Here is a 17,946-nt window from a genome sequence, read left to right on the forward strand (position 1 = left end):
CGCAAACCTAGCTCCATAGCATGCCGATGGGGGTTTCAGGGCCATAGTTGCCGGCGACCTGGGCCTGCAGCAGCTCGGCGGTCGCCAGTGCGTCGGTCAGCGCATGATGACCGTGGTAGTGCGGCAAACCATAGCGCACACGACTGTCATGCAGGCGAATGGAGGCCGGCGGACGTCCGGTCCAGCGCTTGAAGCGTGCCATCCACGACTGGCGATGGATACGCGCCTCCAACGACATGGTGTCGATCACGGGGAAGCTCACCGACTCGCCCCAGGCGCTGCGTGTAGCGGCGTTGAGGAAGGCACGCTCGATGTGACGATAGTGGACCACCAGCAGTGACCCGGCCATGGCCGCGAAGACGTCCGGCAACACCTCTTCGATACGCGGCGCGCCTTGAATATCGGCGTGGGTGATGTGGTGAAAGGTGACCGATGTGGCGTTCAGGGTACGGTGGGGACGCACGACCCAGTAGCGCCGTTCGGGCACTCGAATGCGCGATAGCGAGAACGGCACGAGGCCAATGGAGACGATCTCGTCGCGCTTCGGGTCGAGCCCGGTCGTCTCGAGGTCAAGCGCCATCAACGGTGCATCCTGGATCGGCAGGATCGGCGACAGGTCGGCGCCGGCGAAGAAATCGATCAGCGCTCGCTCGCCGCTGGCGGCCCGGCGCGAGACCAGATAATCGTGCCAGTCCGGCGCCGAACGAGTCTTGGGGCGAATCAGCGGCATGGCGCTACCTCGACGTCATGGGATAGCGAAACTTCAGAAACTTCTGGGCGTTGCTCAACGCCTGGAAGGCATCCTTCAAGTTGTGCCGTTCGGTGCTGGACACGTTCTCCGGCTCGATATTGTTGTCGGGCTCATGCTCGTGCTCCAGGTCGATCACCTGATGGCGAATTCTCGACATCGACAACAGCTCCAGGGCATAGCGCAGCTTGTCGCTGACCCCCGGCGCCAGCAGCTGGGTGCGATCGATATCGTCGAGCCGATCGAAGCTGTTCTGGGCACGCGAGCCACAGGCCAATGCATGGATGCGGATAAGATCGACCATCGGCGCGGTACCGCGACGCTTCAGGTTGATCGAGTTGTTGTGCTTGCCGTCCTTCTCCATCACGAAGGTACGAAAGAACCCCAGCGGCGGCGTCCGGTTCAAGGCATTGCGCGCCATCGCACCGAGAAACCGCTTGTGTTGGGAGGCCTTGTGGGCCACCAGGTCCTGCAACTCCTCGACCAGTGCATTTTCCCCAAACACCGGGTCCAGATCGAAGAAGATCGAGCTATGCAGCAGCCCCTCCGGCGACGGCCTTTCGATCCACTCGGTAAAATAGCCCTTCCACACTCCAAGCGGCTGACGCCACTTGCCGTTGGTGGCCATGATGTCGCCCTTGCAATACGTATACCCGCAGGCCGCCAGGCCATCGCTGACCCGCTTGGCCAGGAGCTGGAAGTACTCATCATGCAGCACGGGATCGACATCATCGGACAGCACCAGGGCGTTATCCTGGTCGGTGACGATGCTCTGCTCGTTGCGCGCCATGGAGCCCAGCGCCATAAAACAGTAAGGCACCGGGGGCGGGCCGAGTTCTTCTTCGGCGAGCTCCAGCAGGCGACGAGTGAAGCTTCGCCCGATGGTCGACAGCGCCTTGCCAATCATCTGCGAGTCGGCACCGTCGTGGGTCATGCGCGCGAAGGCCGCCTTGACGTCCGGCGCGAGCTTGGCCAGACACTCCGCGGTGGGTTGATGGAAGATATTGCTGACCAGAAACAGGCTGCTTTGGGTCTCGTGGCGGATGATATCCGACAGATGCACGATGCCCACCGGCGAGCGACGGTGCATGACCGGCAGGTGATGGATATTGTTGCGCAGCATGCACAGCATCGCCTCATAGACCGACTCGTCGGACTGAATGGCGATCAGGCGGTGACGCACGACGTCGCCGACCGGCGTCGTCGGCGATAGCCCTTCGGCGACCACCTTGGTGCGAAAGTCACTGTCGGTCAGAATGCCGATGACCTGCCAGGCGCGGCCTTCGCTATCCTTGAACGAGTAGCGCGGGTTGCCCTCGGGCTCGTCGAGCACCAGTACCGCCGAGGCCTGGGATTCGCCGATCTGGATCGCCGCCTGCTGGATGGTGGTACGGGCCTCTACCATCACCGGATAGCGCGTCAAGAGCTTACGCACCCGGGTCATCATCATGTCGTTGTTCTTCTTGTTGCTCTCGAACGAGCTCTCGATGCGCGGTCGATCCACCTCGACGAAATCGGAGAAGTGCTCGTCGGCCTCGCACAGCTGGTGAAACATCGACTCGGGAATGAAGTAGATCAGCGCGTCTTCCATGGCCTTGGCCGGGAAACGCACGCGATGGTTTCGCATCAGGCTGAAGTGGCCGAAGATGTCGCCCTCGCCGAGCAGGTTATAGAGCTCGCCGTTGCGCCGGGTGACCTCCACCGCCCCGCTCCGGATGTAACAGAACTCCTGCTGCAGGGCGTCGAGTTCGAGAATCTGGCTGCCGGCCTTGAAATAGCTGACCTGCACACTGCCCGCGACCTCATCGAGCAGCGCCTCCGACAGCGTATCGAAGGGGGGAAAACGCCCCAGGTGCTGGCTGATTTCGAGAATTTCCGCTTCCATGGAGCCTCCTTGGCGAGTCCAGGCGCTGGGCGCAGGCGCCCCTTGGCCAAAGTCTGGGGGCGACGGCCTGGGCTGTAAAGCGCATCTGCGACCGGTAGCGTTTCACCGCCGTCATGGCAACCAACGCGTAACGCAGACATTGGCGAGGAGGCGATGACACTCACCACAAGCAAAACGCCCTTCGACAGCGCTGTCGAAGGGCGTTTTGCTTGTGGCACCGCCGCCAGCCACCGCGGGCACGCGGCCCGCGGTGGCCGACTCGGGCAGACGACTTAGGACTGCGCCATTTCTTGCACACGCTTCATCATGTCCGGGTCCTGCTGGATGGCCTGGCCGATGGCGTTGAAGGTATCGACTTCCAGACCACTCTGCTGGACGGCCTCGACCATCTTCTGGTTGGCTTCGACGCGGATCTCCTGCTGGGCTTCCTGACCCTCGGCTTCCTGCAGCTGGCTGGTGAAGTCCTGGGAAATCGCGGCGATTTCCTTGGACGCATCGGCAAACTTCTGCAGCTGACCGTCGCTGAAGTCCTGCGCCTGGACGGCGGCTCCGGCGCCGGCATCGGCCGTCGGCGCGGCGCTGGTGCCGGCCGCCGCTTGCGTGTCGCTGCTCTGGGCGTGGGCGGTGGCGCTCATCAGACCGGCGGAAAGCAGTGCAGCAGAGATCAGTGCGGTGAATCGTTGCATGAAGTCCTCCAAGGGATTCGTAATGGTTTCGTCAATCGCTCGCCCCCTTGAGACGACGGCGTTCGCTGAGGGTTCCCCGCTGTGATGTTACAGAATGCAAGCGGGGAGCCTCCATTTTGCGACACTCTCTGGCGCCTGGCGACTGTCGGCGTCCCTCCGAGCGGATCCGTGCCCGCTCTACCCGTAGGCCAGGTTGGGTAACCAGGTCACCAGCGCCGGGAACAGGATCACCAGCAATAGGCCCAGCGCCTGGATGCCGAGGAACGGGAACGACGAGCGGAAGATCTGGGCCATGGTGATATGCGGAGGACACACGCCCTTGATATAGAATAGCGCGTAGCCAAACGGCGGGCTGAGAAACGACATCTGCATGTTGACCAGGTAGATGACCCCGAACCACAGCGACACGTCGCCGGGATCCACGCCGGGCAGTCCGAACACCCCGCTGAAGTCCAGGCCCTGGATCAGCGGCACGAAGATCGGCACCGCCAGCAGCAGAATGCCGACCCAGTCGAGGAACATGCCCAGTGCCACCAGCAGCACCATCATCAGTGCCAACACCGCGTAGGGACTGAGGCCGGCGCCGGCGATCAGCTCCTGCACGAAGGTCTGCCCGCCCTGCAGGATGTAGAAACCGACGAAGATGCTGGCACCGAAGATGATCCACATCACCATGGCGGTGGCGACCAGCGTCGTCATGCAGGCGGCGTGAAGATTGGGCCAGGTCAGGCGGCGATGCAGGGCCGCCACCAACAGGGCACCGAAGGTGCCGATGCCGGCGGCCTCCACCGGCGTCGCGACCCCGGTGAAGATGATCCCGAGCACCAGAATCACCAGCGCGATGGGGGCCAGCATATTGCGCAGAAGACGCAACTTCTCGCCGGTCGAGACGCGGTCCTCGACCGGCATCGGCGGTGCTACCTTGGGATTTAAGGTGCCACGCATCCACACATAGAAAGCGTACATACCCGCCAGCAACAGCCCCGGAATCAAGGAGCCGAGATACAGCTCCCCCACCGACTGCTGGGCGATGACGCCGTAGATGATGGCGAGGATCGACGGCGGAATCAGGATACCGAGGGTACCGCCGGCCATGATCGAGCCCAGGGCGATCTCTGGACTGTAGTTGCGCTTGAGCATCGCCGGCAGCGCGATCAGGCCCATCGTCACCACCGCGGCCCCGATCACCCCGACCATGGCCGCAAGCAGCGTCGAGGCGATGATGGTGGCGATGGCAAGCCCCGCCTTGAGACCCCCCATCCACTTGTAGACGACGTCGAACAGCTCCTCGATGATGCCCGCCTTTTCCAGCACCGCGGCCATGAAGATGAACAACGGAATCGCCGATAGCTGGTAGTTGGTCATCATCGGGAAGATGCGCGACGGCATCAGGTTGAGCATGTGCTGATCGCCTACCAGGTAGAGAAAGACCACGCCGAGACCACCGGTGACGAAGGCCAGCGGCAACCCGGCCACCAGCACGACCATCAGGGTGCCGAACATCAACAGCGTCAGGGCGCCGATGCCCACCGACGCCAGGCTGTGCTCGACGCTCATCGCCAGGCTGTCGTAATCGGTCAGCGAGATATTGACGATCTCGTAGAGGGTATAAGCGCCGAGCAGCAGCGCCAGCCCCACCAGTACCGAGGCGAAGGCGCGGCTGCCCTCATGGACCTGGCGATGGTGGCCATAGCTCTGGAAGTCACGTATCAGCTGGGCGATGCCCTGGGCAAGCAGCAGCAGCGCACCGACGAACAGCATGAACTTGACCGGAAAGTACTGTACCGCCCACTCGGTGAACGACACCTCGTTGGCGTAGCTGTCGCCGAACCACCAGACATCGCTGACCGACTGGGAGAAGAAGCGCCACCCGGTAGCGAGCAGCGCCAGGGTGAAGATAAAGAAGAAGATCGAAGTGACCAGATCCAGCGCGGCGCGGTTCAGCGGCCTGGCCCGCTGGTAGAGAATATCGACCCGCACATGGCCGCCTTCGCGCAGGGCGTATGCCCCGGCCAGCAGGTACTGCATGCCGAACATCAGGGTCATGGACTCGTGGGCCCAGTTGGTCGGCGAGTTGAAGGCGTAACGCAGCACCACCTCGTAGGTAAAGACGAAGGGGGCGATCAGCGACCAATAGGCGACGTAGCGACCGGCGAACCCGGAGACGCGATCGATGACCGCGGTAAACCCATTGCCGGGGGCCCGGTACCCTGCGTCGCCGCCGACATCGTCCCTCGGTACTTCGCCGGTGTCGCTGCCACTGACGGTCTCGCCACGGCGAAAGCTGCGCTCGACGAAGGCCATGACCACTAGCGGCAACAGCATCAGCACCGACCAGTAGAGCCAGTGCGGGAGCACAAAATCGATCTGTAGATTCATTGACACACCTTGCCAGCGATCGCACCAGCCACCGGCTATCCCGCCGGCCTGGCGCGATGGCCACGACGTTCACAGAAGAATATAGACGCCGACCGCGCCAGCGGCCGGCAGACGGTTCAGGCGTTGAGCTCGAAGTCCTTGATGTCTTCTTCGGTGATCAGCGCCACGGCAGGGTCGAGCATGGTCTTCAGGTGAGCGCGGAACAGGCGGGTCGCATCGGGGTCCTTGTTGGCCCATTCGAACCACAACGGGATAGCCGCATCGCGGAAACGATCGGCGTCGTCCTCGGAGAGGTGGATGATCTCGACGCCCTTCTCGGCGTACTTCGGCCAGGCCTCGGCGTTGGCCTTCTGAATCGCGGCGTAGTGCTCGCGCGAGTAGGCGGCGACCAGGTCGTGCATCAGGTCCTGGGTCTGGGTCGACATGCGCTCGAACACGCGGCGGTTGACCGAGATGTCCATAAGGTCGACGGCCTGATGCAGGCAGGGCGTCGACGGCGGCCCCATGATGATGTAATCGGTGACCTGCCAGAACCCCAGCTCGAAGTTGACCGCGGCGCCGGTATAGTCGGCGGCGTCGATGGTGCCCTTCTCCAGCGCCGGGTAGACCTCGGAGCCCGGGAGCAGCGTGGTGCGCGCGCCGATCTTGGCGAAGGTCTCGGCGACGATGCCGCCGGGCATGCGGATCTTGACGCCATTGAAGTCGTCGAAACTCCTCAGCGGGACCTTGGAGTGAATCAGGTTCAAGTCATGGTGCACGTAGCCGAGCAGTTCCTGACCCTGCTTGCGATACAGATCCTTGGCGATGTCAAAGCCCCCATAGGCCCCGAACATCATGTCCCACTGGTGGGGCATGGAAAGGCCCATCGGGTAGGCGGTGAGAAACACGCCGGCGGGCATCTTGCCGGGCCAATAGACGGTGAACCAGTTCTGACCATCGAGCACGCCATTGCGCACCGCATCGGCGACCTCGAAGGCACCTGCCACCGCCCCTGCCGGAAAAGGTTCGATGCTCACCTCGCCGCCGGTGGCCTCCGCGACGCCCGCGGCCCACTGCTCAAAAATCCGGTAACCGGTGGTGCCTGGTTGCCAGGAAGACTGCATGCGAATGCGGATGCCTTCCTGGGCCTGCACGTTGCCGACCCAGGGCGCGGCTACCGCGGCGGCGCCACCGACCGCGGCGGCCTTGAGAAAGCGACGACGGTCGGGGGTCTTCATGCTGTCCATGACGGTTTCCCCGGCGTCGGTCGGGGGTTGTGAGGTGGGATCGAGTGGCATGACGAGGACTCCTACTGAACGCGATGCCTCGCCTGAGCGAGGACGGTAAGGTTTTATTGTTGTCATTCCCTGGCCGTCTTAACCCGCCACGCGCGCGGGGCCGCTTCCTGCGGCGAACGGGCCACTCGTGTAACGAGCCGCCCTGTCCCCCTGAAAGCTAGCGAATAGGCGATGACCGGCCAACGTAGCGTTTCAACGCAGACCATCCTGAATATTGGTCTGACCAACATCCAATCCATCACAGAGCCCCACAGTATCGGGACTTTTCGTGGTCAGACCAATCTCCCTTTGGTCACGCTCCTACGACCAAAGCACGACGTCCAGGCGTGGCAAAATGCCCCGCGCCTCGGGATCATGGAGCGAGGTTCACGCGCCGCCCCGCCGCCCCCCACACAGGAACGCTGCATGACATTGGAACGTCACCGCTCTCTCGCCCTCGCGGCCATGCCATTGTTGTTCGTGCTGCTGTGGAGTACCGGCTTCATCGGTGCCAAGTTCGGCCTGCCCTTCGCCGAACCCTTCACCTTCCTCGGCATCCGCTTCGTGCTGACCCTGATCGTGCTGGTGCCCCTGGTCATGTTGCTGGGCAAGGCATGGCCCCGCGGCCCTCGTCTTTGGGGCCATATTGCGGTGTCCGGGTGCCTGGTTCACGGGGCGTATCTCGGTGGCGTGTTCTACGCCATCGCGCTGGGCATGCCGGCCGGGTTGGCGTCGCTACTGGTGGGGCTACAGCCCCTGGTCACGGCGGGCCTGGCGGGGCCCCTGCTCGGCGAGCGTCTCACCCGGTGGCAATGGGTCGGGTTGGTGCTTGGGCTGGTCGGTGTCGGGCTGGTGCTTGGCGGCAAGCTTGATCCCGGTGCATTGGCCTTCGATGGATTCGGCTGGCCGGCGCTGGGCGCGGTACTAGTGGCGCTGGTCGGCATCTCTGTGGGCACGCTGTATCAAAAGCGCTACTGCACCGGCATGCCACTGCTCGGTGGCACCGTGGTCCAGTACCTTGGGGCCCTGGCCCTGCTCGGCGCCGGCGCCCTGGTATTCGAACAGCGCGACGTGAGCTGGACACCGACCTTTGTCCTGACACTGGCTTGGCTGGTGCTGGTGCTGTCGATCGCCGCCATTTTGCTGCTGATGGCGCTGATCAAGCGGGGCGAGGCGTCCCGGGTGGCGAGCCTGTTCTATCTGGTGCCCCCGGTCACCGCTCTGGAAGCCTGGTGGCTGTTCGATGAAGGCCTGCCGCCTGTGTCACTGGCGGGGATGCTAGTGGCCATCGCCGGCGTCGCCCTGGTGGTGCGCGGACGGCGCTAGCCCGAGGCGTCGACACCAGTCGCCGCCAGTCGGCGGATACGGGAGCCGACACTCCGGTCGCCGAGGCACGCCCCGCGCCTCAAGAGGTCGGCCTGACCCGGCGAAAGCGTGCATTGATCAGGCAGTAGGTCCCGTAATTGGCAAGCCCTAGCGCCACCGCGGCCAACAGCCAGGGCCCGAAGGGCTGTGCGGCCAATACGTCCAGGGCACCACCGAGCCCCTGGGCCTGATCGGGGTCGACTTGCCAGGCGGCAAGACCGAGGAAGGACCCGATCATCACGAACACCAGCCCCCGGGCGCCGAGGCCCCACCGAGTCAGCCAGGAGGCCAGGTCCTGCTGGGTGTCACTCATATCGCCGCGACGCCAGTGCTTGAGGTAGGTGCGCTGGGCCACCCGCCACATCTGGCGCAGACCGACCCCAACGAAGATCGCGCCGAGCGCCGCCACCATGGCCTCGCCGCCGGGATGCGCCATCAAGGCCGCGGTGCGGTCACGGGTGGTCTCCGCCGACCCGGCCACGTGGCGCAGCAGGTCGATACCGTACAGCCCAAGGCTCGCGTAGACACCGCCGCTGATCAGAAAGGCCAATCGGGTGGCCAGCCCCTTGATGCCCCAGCCAAGCCCCTCGACATCCACCAGCGCCTGGAGGAACCGCCACAGCGCATAGGCAAACAACCCCGCGATGAGCACGATCAGCATGACCGAACCAAATGGCTGTTCCGCCAGGTGCGACAGGGCTTCGCGAGTGCCGACGTTGTCGCCGCCGAGCCCCGCTGCACCGAGGGCCGCCAGCACGCCGATCAGCAGATAGACGATGCCCTTGGCCAGGTAGCCGGCTCGGGCCACCACGGCCAGGGCCTGGTGCCAGGGCGCCGTCGCCCTGGACGATGAAAGCGGGGATGGCATTCGCTATCCGTTGTTACGAAGTGTGCCGATATCATCCGCCTTCCCCCGCCTTCACGCAAAGTCACCGGCCCGCTGGCGGCGCGTCAAGGTTCGTCCCGGGATTCTTCCCCGAGGCGCGACAGGGCGAAACCGGCGATGGCGGTGTCCTGCACACCGGTGCCGGTCAGGTCACACACGGTGATGGTCGCAGGCGACAGGCGAAGGCGCTCGCCCCGGGCAATGACGCCGCCAAGCTCGTGAACCTTGAACGGCACTTCGGCGCCATGCCATGCCTTGAGCTCGCCGTTGGTCTCGCTCTGGGCGCGGGTATCGCAGACGAAGGCATCGGCACGGGTCAGCACGCTGTCGTCGAGCTCACGCTTGTCGGGGCTGTCGGAGCCCATGGCGGTGACGTGCACGCCATCGGGCAGATCGGATGCCTTGAGGATCGGCGCCTGGGAGGGCGTGGTCGTGACGATGATGTCGGCATTGCGGCAGGCGTCGCCGACGCTGCCATGGACATTCACCTCAAGGCCACGCTGGCGCAGCGTATCGGCATAGGCCTCGGCGGCATCGCGACGCCGAGCCCAGACATCCACCACGGCGATATCACGCACCAGGCGCAGCGCCTCGATCTGCTTCTCGGCCTGCTCGCCGGCGCCGAGTACCGCCACCCGCCGACTGTCGTTGCGCGACAGGTGCTTGGCGGCGATGGCGCCGGCCAGGGCGGTGCGCACCATGGTCAGGTAACCCTCGTCGAAGAGCACCGCATCGACCAGGCCGGTCTTGGCCGAGAACACCATCATCAGGCCGTTAAGGCTCGGCAAGCCGAGCTTGGGGTTGTCGAAGAAGCCGGGGCTGACCTTGATCGCGAAGCGCTCGTTGCCACGAATATGGGCGGTCTTGACGTCGACTTCGCCGTTGGACTCCTCGATGGCCATGGACAGGATCGGCGGCTGCACCACCTGACCCCGGCCCAGGGCCGCAAAGCCTGCCTCGACCGCCGCGAGGGCCTGCCGATCGATGGCCACCGCCCGGGCGATCTGATCACGTTGAAATAGCTGCATCGTTACACTCCTGTCGCCACGGCGCCTGGCCGTGGCGGAAAACAAGGGGCTGTTGCAAGCCCCGAGACGACCTAGCGCCCTGCCAGACGCCGAGCCCGATCGAGGCTGTCCAGGGAAACCCCGTTGCCCGACACGATCAACACCACGCGCTGGCCGCTCACGTCCAGCCGATGCTCGGCGAGGGCGGCTAGCCCGACAGCGGCGGCGCCTTCGACCAGCATCTTTTCGTGCTCGAGCAGGTCGACCATGGCGTGGGCAATGGCCGTCTCGGATACCTGCACATGGGCATCCATCACCTCACCCACCAACGCGAACGTGCAGTGGTTATCCAGGCCGATGCCGCCGCCGAGAGAATCGCCCAGGCTCTCGACTTCCTCCACCGCCACGGGTCGGCCCGCCATCAGGCTCTCGTGCATCGCGGCACCTGCCGACAGGCTGACGCCGGTGACCTTGACCTCGGGCCGAACGCCCTTGAGCGCCGCGCCAATCCCGCCGAGCAGCCCCCCGCCGGAGAGACCAACGATCACCTGGTCGAGATCCGGTAGATCCTCGAGTAGCTCAAGGCCAATGGTGCCCTGACCGCTGGCGATCAGCGCATCATCGAAGGGCGGAATCAGCGTCATGCCCTCCTCGGCCACCAGCCGTGCGACCTCATCGAAGGCCTCATCCTGGCTCGCGCCGACGCGCTTCACCGTGGCTCCCAACGCCTCGATGGCGGCGACCTTGTTGTCCGGCACCAGGCGCGACAGGCAGATCACCGCGGCCACGCCGAGCTGCGCGGCGGCGTACGCCACGGCCCGGCCATGATTGCCGGTCGAGGCGGTCGTCACCCCCTTGGCCAGCGCCTCGCGACCGTGGCGCTCGATCAGCGCGGCGATCATGTTGGTGGCGCCACGCAGCTTGAAGGCGCCCGTGGGCTGCTGGGTCTCGAGCTTGAGCCAGATCTCGGCGTCAAAACGCTCGCTCAGTGCCCGCGACCTGACCAGCGGCGTACGCGCGACCTGGCCGTCGATACGCCGACGGGCGCGATAGATCTCGCCCAGCGTCACACCGTGGGTAGGCGTCATCGGCAACTCGTTCATTGTCAGCTCCTCGTGTCGGCAGCGCCATCGACTGACGCCCAGGACGTATCACGCAAGCGGGCGCCATGGCATGCCATGGCGCCCGCTCTCAGGCCGTTGCGTCACACCACTCAGGCGGTCTGCAGCACGCCTTCACGCACCAGCTGGTCGGTGACCTTGTTCACCGCACGCTCGGCCCGGGCGATGATCTCGTCCACTTCGGCGCGGGTGGTGGTCAAGGGCGGAGCGAAGCCGAGAATGTCACCCTGGGGCATGGCACGGGCGATCAGATTCTCGTCCAGGGCCGCGGCGGACATGCGCGCACCGACCTTGAGGCTCGGATCGAAGTGCTTGCGCGACTCGGGGTCAACGGAAAACTCCAGTGACGCCAGCATGCCCACACCGCGCGCCTGACCGACGATCGGATGATCGCCGAAGGTGGCCTGCATCTTCTGCTGAAGGTAGGCGCCGGTCTCGGCCGCGTTCTGGGTCAGGCCTTCGCGCTCGATGATCGCCAGGTTGGCAAGGCCGGCAGCGCAGCCCAGGGCATGCCCGGAATAGGTCCAGCCGTGGCCGATGGGCCCCAGCTCGCCGGTGCCCTGCTCCAGCACCTTCCATACGCGGTCACCCACGATCACGCCAGACAGCGGCTGGTAGGCGCTGGTCAGGCCCTTGGCCACGGTGACCAGGTCTGGCTTGATGGCGTAGTGGTGGCTACCGAAGGCGCTACCGATACGCCCGAAGCCACACACCACCTCATCGGCGATCAGCAGCACGTCGTACTTCGCCAGGACGGCCTGGATGGCTTCCCAGTAGCCTTCCGGCGGCGGCACGATACCACCGGTGCCGAGCACCGGCTCGCCGATGAAGGCGGCGATGGTGTCCGGCCCCTCGGCGAGGATCATTTCCTCGAGCTTGGTGGCACAGAAGGCGGAGAACTCACGCTCGCTCATGCCTTCCTGCTCGGCGGCGCGGTGGTAGTAGTACGGCGCCTCGGTGTGCAGGATGCCGGCCATAGGCAGGTCGAACTGGTCGTGGAACGCCTTGAGCCCGGTCAGGGAGCCGGTGGCGAGGCCTGAACCGTGGTAGCCGCGCTGGCGCGAGATGACCTTCTTCTTCTGCGGACGCCCCAGCACGTTGTTGTAATAGCGCACCAGCTTCAGCTGGGTCTCGTTGGCATCGCTGCCGGACATGCCGTAGTAGACCTTGGACATGCCGGGGCCGGCGAGCTCGAGAATCTTCTCGGACAGCGCAATCTGCGGCTCGTTAGAGTGCCCCACGTAGGTGTGGTAGTAGGACATTTCCAGCGCCTGCTGGTAGATGGCCTCGGCCACCTCGGTGCGTCCATAGCCGATATTGACGCAGTACAGGCCCGCGAAACCGTCGATGAATTCGCGGCCGTCCTTGTCGACGATATGGATACCCTTGCCGCCGGTGATGACCCGACCCGGCGCATCGCCATTGGCGAAATCACGCAGGTGGGTAGAGGCGTGGAAGGTTACCTTGCGGTCGCGTTCGATCAGTTCCTGATGGGTGCTCATATCGCTATCCTTTTTTCCTTGGTCATCCGCGCTCATCTGGCGCGGGAAGTCACGTATCAACGCGGTACGCTGATCGCTGCAAGCGGTGCGCGGTGCCAATAGCGCAGCGCTCAGGGCACCATCGCCACAGCAGGGATCGCGAAGAGGCTCCCTGCCCCGACCCCTGCTTGCCACCTACCGCTTGCCGCGAACGCATACCGCTGTGGGTCTAGCTGCCCGACACCGAACCGAGTGCGCCGAGGCAGTAGTACTTGGTTTCCAGGTACTCGTCGATGCCGGTGGCGCCGCCTTCGCGTCCGAGCCCGGACTGCTTGACGCCGCCGAAGGGGACCGGAGGCCCGGTCATCTTCACCGAATTGACCGAGACCATGCCGAACTCCAGCGCCCGCAGCAGCTTCCAGATGCGGCGAATGTCGTGGGTATAGACATAGGCCGCCAGGCCATATTCGGTGTCGTTGGCCAGGCCAATCACTTCGTCGTCATCGGCATAGGCCGTCACCCCGGCCACCGGAGCGAAGCACTCCTGACGCCACACCTTCATGTTCTGCGTCACGCCGGTCAGCAGCACCGGCATGAAGAAGTTCTCGCCGGGCGCCTCGGTCTGATCGCCGGCCACCAGGGTCGCGCCCTTGGAGATGGCGTCGTCCACCGTGGACAGGGCATTGTCCACCGCGCGGCGGTGAATCAGGGGGCCAAGATCCACTTCGCTTTCCATGCCATTGCCCACGGTCAATGCCGCCATGCGCTCGGCGAAGTGCTGAACGAACGCATCGTGGATCGACTCGTGCACCAGGATGCGGTTGGCCGCCAGGCAGTCCTGGCCCGCGGTCTGGAACTTGGCGGCCACCGCCGCCAGCGCCGCCTCACGCGGATCCATGTCCGGCCCGATGATGAACGGCGCATTGCCGCCGAGCTCCAGCGAGACGCGCTTCACCGTGGCCGCGGACTGCTCGAGCAGAATCCGACCGACCCGGGTGGAGCCAGTAAAGGAGACCGCCTTGACGCGCTCCTCGTCGCACAGGATCTTCGAGGTCTCGGCAGGATCGCCCAGTACCACGTTGAAGATGCCGGCCGGAATGCCGGCGCGCTCGGCCAGCTCCGCCAAGGCCAGCGCGGAGAACGGCGTCTCGTTGGCCGGCTTGACGATCACCGGACACCCCGCCGCCAGCGCCGCCGCGGCCTTGCGCGTGATCATCGCCAGCGGGAAGTTCCAGGGCGTGATCAGCACGGCGATGCCCACCGGTTCCTTGAGCGTGCCGAGGGCGGCGTTGGGAATATGGCTCGGAATGGTCTCGCCATAGGTGCGCTTGCCTTCCTCGGCAAACCAGCGCACGAAGCTCGCGCCGTATTCGACTTCACCGCGAGAATCCGGCAGCGGCTTGCCCTGCTCCAAGGTCATGATGGTCGCCAGGTCTTCGCGGTTCTGCTGGATCAGGTCATACCAGGCCAGCAGGCGCTCGCAGCGCTCGTCGGCGCGCAGGGCCCGCCAGTTGCCGAAGGCCTCGTCGGCAACGTCCACGCTGGCCCGGATCTGGTCTGCCTCGAGTAGCGGAATATGCCCAATCGCCTCACCGGTGGCGGGATCGATCACCGCCTCTTCGCGGCCTTCACTGCCGTGGGTCCACTTGCCGCCGACATAGGCGTACTGACGGAACAGGCGCGGATCGTTGAGTTTCATGGCGACATCTCCACTGACCTGCCGCTTAGGCATCAACGACCAAGCGGCAAAATTTGGTGTCCATGGCCAGCGCCATGGGATGTGCTCATGGTAAGGGAGTTGCCATCACAGGAGTTTTCGAAGCCACGCCGAAGAAATGCGGTTTTTTTCGTGGCGAAGAAGGGAAATGCGGTTTTTTCTGCGGCGATGATCCCGGCGCGCTATGGTGCAAAGTTCCGCAGCACACGACAGCGCAACCTCGGTCGATGGGCGCCGGGATCACGGCACTGACATTCGGCAGCAATGCACAATATTGGCGCCGGATCGAGAGCGCGATCTAGCGCTACCCTGACGGCGTCAGGTCGTCGATTTCGAACCCAGCACGCGGGCTCTTGACGGTCTTGGTGACGATATAGGTAAAGTACCTTTCGATACCGATATCCGACGTCAACCAGGCATCGATCAGGCGCTGATAGGCGTCGATGGTGTCCGTCTCGACCCGAATCAGATAATCGACCCCGCCACCGACGGCGACACACTCGGTCACCGCGTCGGTCGCATGCACCAGCGCCTCGAAGCGCTGAAAGCTCTCGGCGTTATGCTGCTTCAGTTCGATTTGCACCCACACGGGGGTTCGCCGCACCAGCACACCGGTGTCGATCCGAGCGCCATAGCCCTCGATGATGCCGGCCTTTTCCAGGCGACGGACCCGCTCCCAGCAAGGGCTCACCGACAAGTTGATCGCCTCGGCGAGCTTGGACTTGGTGATCCGCCCATCCCGGGACAGGATGGCGAGTATTTTCAGATCATAACGATCGAGCTTCATGCGCGACTCGGTTCAAGGGACGAAGTGCCGCCCGACGCACGATCGGCGGGCGACAACCAAAGCAAGGGTGCCCTCGCGATCAGCCGAGGGCGTCGACGACCTCGGCAATCACGGCGATGGTATCGCCCATATTAACCTGGGCCGGGAAGCGTCGCGCGGCCAGCACGCCGTCACGCTCGGCGCGATACTCGATGGGCTCTGCGCCGCTGCGGGTCATGTCATAGACCCGGGCGATGACGTCACCGCGCTTGACCCCATCACCAAGGGCAAACGTCAGTTCAAGCAGGCCGGTATGCTCGCTCTGGACGTAACAGCTGGCGTCCGGCATATCCAGATAGACCTGCTCGGCCGGCATGGCGACCTCGCCATCCTTGAGGCCGTAATGGATCAGGAAGTTATCGATACCACGCTCGGTGATCGCCAGGCTCTCCGGTGTAGAAGTGCCGCCGCCACCGAGTTCGGTCGCCACGAAGATCTTGCCCTGGCTCTCCACCGCGGTATCGAACAGCGCCGCAGCGTCGAGCTCGAACATGATCATCGCGTAGGGGGCACCGAAAGCCTTGGCTCCTTCGAGCGCCTGGCGCTGCTGGTCGGCATTATCGAGCACATGGGAGGCGCCGAAGGGAATGATGTCGAGGGTACGCCCACCGGAATGCAGGTCGAGCACCACGTCGACCATCGGCACCAGCTCCCGAGTGAAGTAGTCGGCGATCTTCTCGGTCACGCTGCCGTCGGGGTTGCCGGGAAAGCTGCGATTAAGGTTACCGCCATCCATGGGCGAGGTGCGCCGACCGACCTGGGCCGCCGGAGTGTTCATCATCGGCACGATGATCACTCGGCCGTGAACATCCTCGGGCTTGAGCGAGCAGGACAGTTTCTGCAGCGCGGTGATGCCCTCGTACTCGTCGCCGTGGTTGCCCCCGGTCAGCAGCGCCGTGGGGCCGTCGCCATTGGCGACGATGGTGATCGGAATCATCACCGCGCCCCAGGCCGACTCGTCATTGGAGATAGGCAGCTTCAAGAAGCCGTGCTGGACGCCCTGGGCCTCGAAGTCGACGGTGGCCGAGATGGGGCTCTTGCGCTTGCTCATGATGCCTCCTTGGAAACGGTCGCGCCTTGTCATGGTGGCGGCGCGTGGGGCTAGTAACGACGACCAGCGGTCGCATCTGCTCAAGGCGAACCGAGCGTGCTGGATCAACATGCGGTCGGCAACCGGGTGGGGCCCGCCACGCGAGTCGGCGGGCGACCGCGCGCGGAGCGCATGCCGCCCTCGGGCCTCGCTGGACCTTCCGGCCGGGGGCACACCGCGCGTGGCGGCGAGCCGCGCCAATCGAGACGGCGTCTTCAGGCGTTGCGGCCTCGCCGTCAAACACCGGAGCGATTACTTCACGAACAGCTGACGCGGGAAGTTGGCCAGGGGTTCGGCACCGGTCTCGGTAATCAGAATACTCTCGGTGATCTCGAGACCCCAGTCATCCATCCACATGCCGGGCATGAAGTGAAAGGTCATGCCGGGTTCGAGAATGGTCTCGTCTGACGGACGCAGGCTCATGGTGCGCTCGCCCCAATCCGGCGGATAGCTGATGCCGATGGGGTAGCCACAGCGGGCGCCGCCACGGTCGAAGCCATACTTGTCCATCGCGGCGCCGAGCGCCAGGGCGATATCCGCCGTGCGATTGCCCGGTTTGGCCACCGCCAGGCCGTTCTCGATGCCTTCGAGCAGCGCCGACTCACCGCGCACGAAGTCCCTGGGCGGCGTGCCCAGGAACACCGTGCGCGACAGTGGGCAGTGATAGCGCTTGTAGCAGCCGGCGATCTCGAAGAAGGTGCCTTCGCCGCGGCGAAACGGCGTGTCGTCCCAGGTCAGGTGCGGCGCGGCGGCATCGCTGCCCGTGGGCAGCAGCGGCACGATAGCCGGGTAATCGCCGCCGTACACCTTGCCCGACTCGTCGGTCCAGCCCTCGATGCCGACACGATAGATCTCGGACACCAGCTTGGACTTGGGCAACCCCGGCTCGATCACCTCGAGAATCCGCGAATGCATCCCCTCGACGATTCGCGCCGCGACCCGCATGTACTCGATTTCCTGCGGCGACTTGATCGCCCGGCACCAGTTGACCAGGGAGTTGGCGTCCTGGAAACGCGCATGGGGCATCTCCTTGATCAGGCTCTGGTAGGCCTTGGCGGAGAAGTAATAGTTGTCCATCTCCATTCCCACCACCCCTTCGCACCAGGCACGATCGGGCATGATCGACTGGGCCAGATACTCCATCGGGTGCATGTCCGGGTTCTGGACGTAGTAATCGGGGTAGTAGGTGATGTTGTCGGGATTCATCCAGCAGGTACGCAGTGCGCCATTGCTATCCTGACGACGGCCATACCAGACCGGCTCGCCCTCAAGACCCAGCAGCACGCACTGGTGAACATAGAACGACCAACCATCGTAACCGGTCAGCCAGGCCATATTGGAGGGATCGCTGACGATCAGCACATCAATGCCGCGCACCGCCATCTGGGCACGCACCTTCCACAGGCGCTGGGCGTATTCCTCACGAGTGAACGGCAGGGAAACCTGGATCATGAAACCACTCGCCACACAATGTCATCACCGAAATCCGGATCCTGGAC

General features: G+C 64.5%; 14 protein-coding genes. 1 reads left to right on the forward strand and 13 read right to left on the reverse strand.

Annotated elements, in window-relative coordinates; genetic code table 11:
• Positions 1–7: 7 nt before the first annotated feature.
• From ACUN9Y_RS08095 to dctP, 5 genes are all read right to left on the reverse strand, one after another.
• The gene (locus ACUN9Y_RS08095) at positions 8–730 is read right to left on the reverse strand and encodes a 3'-5' exonuclease (protein WP_445460181.1); all 723 of its coding nucleotides are present in this window, start codon (positions 728–730) and stop codon (positions 8–10) included.
• A 4-nt stretch (positions 731–734) separates the two neighbouring features.
• Positions 735–2,633, reverse strand: a complete 1,899-nt coding sequence (locus ACUN9Y_RS08100; protein WP_445460182.1) for a DUF294 nucleotidyltransferase-like domain-containing protein — start codon at positions 2,631–2,633, stop codon at positions 735–737.
• Between the two features lie 272 nt (positions 2,634–2,905).
• Positions 2,906–3,319 carry a DUF4168 domain-containing protein gene (locus tag ACUN9Y_RS08105; protein WP_445460183.1) on the reverse strand — a complete coding sequence of 138 codons (414 nt, stop codon included), beginning with the start codon at positions 3,317–3,319 and terminating at the stop codon, positions 2,906–2,908.
• A 177-nt stretch (positions 3,320–3,496) separates the two neighbouring features.
• Complete coding sequence (locus tag ACUN9Y_RS08110) at positions 3,497–5,698, reverse strand: TRAP transporter large permease subunit (RefSeq protein WP_445460184.1); 2,202 nt, start codon at positions 5,696–5,698, stop codon at positions 3,497–3,499.
• A gap of 116 nt (positions 5,699–5,814) precedes the next feature.
• Entirely contained in the window at positions 5,815–6,975 is a 1,161-nt protein-coding gene (dctP, locus tag ACUN9Y_RS08115; protein ID WP_445460185.1) for a TRAP transporter substrate-binding protein DctP, read from the reverse strand.
• A gap of 405 nt (positions 6,976–7,380) precedes the next feature.
• On the opposite strand from dctP, the gene ACUN9Y_RS08120 reads away from it, so the two are divergent.
• A complete protein-coding gene (locus ACUN9Y_RS08120) occupies positions 7,381–8,280 on the forward strand; it encodes a DMT family transporter (protein ID WP_445460186.1) in 900 nt (299 codons plus the stop codon).
• Positions 8,281–8,359: 79 nt separating this feature from the next.
• On the opposite strand, the gene ACUN9Y_RS08125 is transcribed toward ACUN9Y_RS08120, so the two are convergent.
• The 8 genes from ACUN9Y_RS08125 to doeA form a co-directional block, all read right to left on the reverse strand.
• Complete coding sequence (locus tag ACUN9Y_RS08125; protein WP_445460187.1) at positions 8,360–9,187, reverse strand: DUF1206 domain-containing protein; 828 nt, start codon at positions 9,185–9,187, stop codon at positions 8,360–8,362.
• A gap of 83 nt (positions 9,188–9,270) precedes the next feature.
• Positions 9,271–10,233: a cyclodeaminase gene (locus ACUN9Y_RS08130; protein ID WP_445460188.1), complete on the reverse strand. Its 963-nt coding sequence runs from the start codon at positions 10,231–10,233 to the stop codon at positions 9,271–9,273.
• A gap of 71 nt (positions 10,234–10,304) precedes the next feature.
• Positions 10,305–11,315 (reverse strand): hydroxyectoine utilization dehydratase EutB, encoded by a 1,011-nt coding sequence (gene eutB, locus ACUN9Y_RS08135; RefSeq protein ID WP_445460189.1) that lies wholly within the window; start codon positions 11,313–11,315, stop codon positions 10,305–10,307.
• Between the two features lie 110 nt (positions 11,316–11,425).
• On the reverse strand, positions 11,426–12,835 hold the full coding sequence (locus ACUN9Y_RS08140; protein WP_445460190.1) for an aspartate aminotransferase family protein: 1,410 nt from the start codon (positions 12,833–12,835) through the stop codon (positions 11,426–11,428).
• 208 nt (positions 12,836–13,043) lie between these two features.
• Positions 13,044–14,513, reverse strand: a complete 1,470-nt coding sequence (locus ACUN9Y_RS08145) for an NAD-dependent succinate-semialdehyde dehydrogenase (protein WP_445460191.1) — start codon at positions 14,511–14,513, stop codon at positions 13,044–13,046.
• A 322-nt stretch (positions 14,514–14,835) separates the two neighbouring features.
• Entirely contained in the window at positions 14,836–15,318 is a 483-nt protein-coding gene (locus tag ACUN9Y_RS08150) for an Lrp/AsnC family transcriptional regulator (RefSeq protein WP_445460192.1), read from the reverse strand.
• 79 nt (positions 15,319–15,397) lie between these two features.
• Complete coding sequence (gene doeB / locus ACUN9Y_RS08155; RefSeq protein ID WP_445460193.1) at positions 15,398–16,408, reverse strand: N(2)-acetyl-L-2,4-diaminobutanoate deacetylase DoeB; 1,011 nt, start codon at positions 16,406–16,408, stop codon at positions 15,398–15,400.
• 291 nt (positions 16,409–16,699) lie between these two features.
• A complete protein-coding gene (doeA, locus tag ACUN9Y_RS08160; RefSeq protein WP_445460194.1) occupies positions 16,700–17,899 on the reverse strand; it encodes an ectoine hydrolase DoeA in 1,200 nt (399 codons plus the stop codon).
• Positions 17,900–17,946 lie beyond the last annotated feature (47 nt).

This window comes from Halomonas sp. V046, from assembly GCF_052645355.1.

Coding starts and splice junctions, on each gene's coding strand:
- ACUN9Y_RS08095 (WP_445460181.1), bottom strand. CDS start 730: ATGCCGCTGATTCGCCCCAAGACTCGTTCGGCGCCGGACTGGCACGAT.
- ACUN9Y_RS08100 (WP_445460182.1), bottom strand. CDS start 2,633: ATGGAAGCGGAAATTCTCGAAATCAGCCAGCACCTGGGGCGTTTTCCC.
- ACUN9Y_RS08105 (WP_445460183.1), bottom strand. CDS start 3,319: ATGCAACGATTCACCGCACTGATCTCTGCTGCACTGCTTTCCGCCGGT.
- ACUN9Y_RS08110 (WP_445460184.1), bottom strand. CDS start 5,698: ATGAATCTACAGATCGATTTTGTGCTCCCGCACTGGCTCTACTGGTCG.
- dctP (WP_445460185.1), bottom strand. CDS start 6,975: ATGCCACTCGATCCCACCTCACAACCCCCGACCGACGCCGGGGAAACC.
- ACUN9Y_RS08120 (WP_445460186.1), top strand. CDS start 7,381: ATGACATTGGAACGTCACCGCTCTCTCGCCCTCGCGGCCATGCCATTG.
- ACUN9Y_RS08125 (WP_445460187.1), bottom strand. CDS start 9,187: ATGCCATCCCCGCTTTCATCGTCCAGGGCGACGGCGCCCTGGCACCAG.
- ACUN9Y_RS08130 (WP_445460188.1), bottom strand. CDS start 10,233: ATGCAGCTATTTCAACGTGATCAGATCGCCCGGGCGGTGGCCATCGAT.
- eutB (WP_445460189.1), bottom strand. CDS start 11,315: ATGAACGAGTTGCCGATGACGCCTACCCACGGTGTGACGCTGGGCGAG.
- ACUN9Y_RS08140 (WP_445460190.1), bottom strand. CDS start 12,835: ATGAGCACCCATCAGGAACTGATCGAACGCGACCGCAAGGTAACCTTC.
- ACUN9Y_RS08145 (WP_445460191.1), bottom strand. CDS start 14,513: ATGAAACTCAACGATCCGCGCCTGTTCCGTCAGTACGCCTATGTCGGC.
- ACUN9Y_RS08150 (WP_445460192.1), bottom strand. CDS start 15,318: ATGAAGCTCGATCGTTATGATCTGAAAATACTCGCCATCCTGTCCCGG.
- doeB (WP_445460193.1), bottom strand. CDS start 16,408: ATGAGCAAGCGCAAGAGCCCCATCTCGGCCACCGTCGACTTCGAGGCC.
- doeA (WP_445460194.1), bottom strand. CDS start 17,899: ATGATCCAGGTTTCCCTGCCGTTCACTCGTGAGGAATACGCCCAGCGC.